4 protein-coding genes are annotated in these 3,438 nt (G+C 41.3%); 1 reads left to right on the plus strand and 3 read right to left on the minus strand.

The window, feature by feature from the left end; translation table 11 throughout:
- Positions 1-400 (minus strand): hypothetical protein (locus A3756_RS12250; protein ID WP_156490440.1); only part of this gene is annotated, 400 nt, incomplete at its 3' end.
- 411 nt (positions 401-811) lie between these two features.
- On the opposite strand from A3756_RS12250, the gene A3756_RS12255 reads away from it, so the two are divergent.
- Positions 812-1,297, plus strand: coding sequence for a hypothetical protein (locus A3756_RS12255; RefSeq protein WP_156490441.1), 486 nt, complete (start codon positions 812-814; stop codon positions 1,295-1,297).
- A 90-nt stretch (positions 1,298-1,387) separates the two neighbouring features.
- On the opposite strand, the gene A3756_RS12260 is transcribed toward A3756_RS12255, so the two are convergent.
- A complete protein-coding gene (locus A3756_RS12260) occupies positions 1,388-2,215 on the minus strand; it encodes an HDOD domain-containing protein (protein WP_068512887.1) in 828 nt (275 codons plus the stop codon).
- A gap of 113 nt (positions 2,216-2,328) precedes the next feature.
- Positions 2,329-3,069 (minus strand): DUF599 domain-containing protein, encoded by a 741-nt coding sequence (locus tag A3756_RS12265; protein WP_068514659.1) that lies wholly within the window; start codon positions 3,067-3,069, stop codon positions 2,329-2,331.
- Positions 3,070-3,438: the final 369 nt, after the last annotated feature.

Genomic DNA, 3,438 nt, shown 5'->3' on the forward strand with positions numbered 1-3,438 from the left:
GGTTCTCGTAGCGGTGGCGCAAAACAACCAGGTGAGACACGCTTTTGTCATATAACACTACCGGAATGACGATTTTAAAACGCGTTCTGCTTTCAACCTTGTATACCTCTTCTTTAGAAATATAAGCCGACAGCATGTCCATGTCGTTATTTAAATAGATGTCGTTGGACTTCCCGCTACACTCTATGCCGATAAGAGTGGTCGTTTTATGATTGGAGCGCCGTGTAGCTTGTAGCTCATAAACTGACAAATCGACGCGTTCGAAATTATTGATAAGAATGTCATCGAGTGCTGTGACAAGTTCTCTAATGTTCGATTGGCTGGTCAAGCTTTTTATTAGAGTAAATAGCTGCTCTATTTCCATAATGGAAGGTCTATCACAAATAGAAGAAACGACCATTATCGTTATTCTCTGCCATAAAACCAAGTAAATTAATATAGAAGACGTTAACAATTCGTTACATTTTGCAATTGTTTACCAACAGACCGCTCATAACTTATTGGCTATGATTACTATATCGAATTTAGGTGAGACGATTCAGGCCCGTCTTTCTTCAATTTAGGTTTAGATTTCATGTGTACTTATTTATCCCGGACATTGTCCGGGATTTTTTTTGCCTGAATCTTACCGTTTTCCCTCTCAATGCTTATTAAAACTTCGACTGCTTCAAAATTAGAGTGGCTGCTTCTTGGTTTAGGGCTTCACTATATAGTAGTCTTTCAGTCTTTGTTGTTTCGGGTTGCTGGCTTAAAGCGTTTGCATTTAAGTCGCCCTGGCTTTGCTAGCGTCAAGGATGCACTAATAGATCTTATGAAAAAACTACTGCTTACTCTGATTCTTGTTCTTACGCCGGTACTGGCTTTTGCTGAATTCAAGTTGGAACACTTAGGGCTCGACGACTTAAGTGTGGAGGACTTCTCCTGGAAAAATATCTCTGACCTGGAGGGGTGGACGCCTCGTTATACCTATGTTGTTGATGATAACTTGATTGGCCGTACCCATTATATGGGAATGTCATTTTTTAAACGTCAGGGTGCAGCGCACGAAGGAATCACTTTACGAGGTGGTTTTGGGCATTTTGGTGAAAAGATTAACCTCAGTTACACCAGTGGCTTCTCTTTGATGGGAGTTGATATGGGCTTGTCTTATTTAATATTGGACAAGGATAATCTACGACAGCATGAGAACGAGATTGAAGGCTTAGGTCTAGAGCTAGGTTTGCGTTTTTGGGTGGTCCAGTTGATAGCCTTACATATGGATGAAACCTCTTATGTTTCTTTAGGTTATGGTTTTTAATGGTAGCCGATTCAAAAAAATGATCTTTTCGGTTTTCTATTAGGCAAAGAAAAAGCGCTCAAATGAGCGCTTTTTGAGAGATTATCTGACTTAGTCTTTCAATAACTCTTCAATATCATCTTCCGCTTCTGCAAGCTCAACTAACTCTTCGAAGAAAGATACCAGATTGATATCAATTGGCTTAGCAATGTCCACCGGGAACTGAGATAAAATTTCTTGCTTTTCTTGCTCGGCTTTAAACGCTTCATTTAAGTAGTCGGCCAAGTAAACGATGCTTGAATAAGCGGAATACTCTTCAAAGTCGTTAGGGGCAGCCTGTTGACGTATTCCATTTACAATTTCTGTTGGGAAGTTCCAGCGTTTGGCAAGTTCCGAGCCTGCTTGCGTGAAGTCATAGCCAAACTGGTTGTCTTGTAAGTCAATTCGATTAGCGCCTGATTCAACTAGCTTGTCAATTTTAACGGCAGACTCTTCATGATAAATATGAATTAGTAGCTCGCCGATGTTACGCATCATGCCGATTGTGAAGGCTGTTTCAGGGTCTGAGTCAGTGTGTTTAGCAATTAGCTTGCTGATGCTGGCAATCATGAAACTATCACGCCAGAACTGTTTTTTATCAAAGCCCGGGATGTCTTGGAAAGCACCAGTAATACCAGAGGCAACGACTAAGGTTTTCAGGGTATCGATGCCGAGCATCACAACTGCAGAGTCGATTGAGGCGATCTTACGTCCTGCACCATAGCGCGCGGAATTGGCTAGACGCATAATTTTGGCAGAAAGGACCTGGTCCATCTGTATTTTTTTTGAAATCTCATCAACATTGGAATGAGGATCATTAAACTGCTTGATCAGTTCTTGCACCACTTTCGGGATGTTGGGTAAATTTGGGCTTCCTTTAAATAGCGATTCTAAAGACATTCCTGTAACTCCTAAGCGTCAATTGCCTTTGTTTTATATTTGTTCTAATGAGTATAGAAAAAGCCCGCGATCGGTAAAGAATAGACTTGTGACTTTTTGTTTTTTATTGAGTTTTAGCGCATTGCTTGAGACAGCTCTTCTTTACCCACCAGGATTTTAAGTGTGGATGACTTAAATTCACGACGAAATAGAATAAAGACAATAAGGGTGCTGGCGACCATAAATACCCATGGGTTGATAAACCAGGTCAGCATGGCGATAGAGAAATAGTAAGTGCGTAAGCCACTATTAAAGTTGTTAGCGGCCATGGAGGCCATGGAAGCCATGCGTGAAGCAAGCGCCTCCCTCTCTTCATTACTGCAGTCTTCACTAGGGGTTGGCGCCCCGCCAACCATAATGGTTACAAAACCATATTGGCGTAAGCTCCAGGTAAACTTGAAGAAGGCATAGACAAAAACAAAAATTAACGTAATGACTTTGATCTCCCATTCCGAGCGATCGGTGGGGACTGCGAAGGGGAGCCCTTCTATGAGGTGTATTGCTTTTTCAGTTGAGCCTAAGATGGTTATTAAGCCAGCGAGAATAAGCATGGTCGTTGATGCAAAAAAAGAAACACCTTTTTCAAGGTTCGCAATTGCAGCATTGTCAGCGATTCTCATTTCTCTAGTCAGGACCCGGAGCATCCACTGAAACCGATACTGGTGAAGTTCGGATGCAAGGCTCGGAGAGTCTTCGGTGCTTCGGTAGCTTCGAGCACTGGCGTATTTCATATAGCCATTAAAGCAAACTAAAAACCAGATAATGGCTAGTAGGTTTAGCCAATTGTCGCTGATAAACAGCGTGAGGGTTGTCATAGAAGCTCCAAGCAGGGAAGTATATCGATTAGTGGTCAGATTGCTTAGGTCGTTTAAGCGCAGGGAGCAATTCTAAAGAACTAAGGTTCAGGGATCAATTTACAGAAAATTTTTAGCTTGGGTGCTTATTTATAATTGTTTGGTGATTTGAGAGCAATCACCCAAATGGGGGGAATTGTTGAAAATAATAACGGGGTCTAAGTTAGCGGTTGCGCTTCTTGAGCTCTGGTTTTGAGCTGTGAGAGGATTGGTTTGTAGAAACGTTTTCTGTAGCAAAAATAGTTTTTCAATAAACTTTGCTACAAAACATGAGAAATAAATATAACAAGCTCAATACATACTATTGGATTTAGATAATTCTTTATATGC

Source organism: Oleiphilus sp. HI0086 (assembly GCF_001635225.1).

What these genes read in the sequence shown, in the direction of transcription:
- A3756_RS12260 (WP_068512887.1), bottom strand. Translation starts at nt 2,215, where the DNA reads ATGTCTTTAGAATCGCTATTTAAAGGAAGCCCAAATTTACCCAACATC.
- A3756_RS12255 (WP_156490441.1), top strand. Translation starts at nt 812, where the DNA reads ATGAAAAAACTACTGCTTACTCTGATTCTTGTTCTTACGCCGGTACTG.
- A3756_RS12265 (WP_068514659.1), bottom strand. Translation starts at nt 3,069, where the DNA reads ATGACAACCCTCACGCTGTTTATCAGCGACAATTGGCTAAACCTACTA.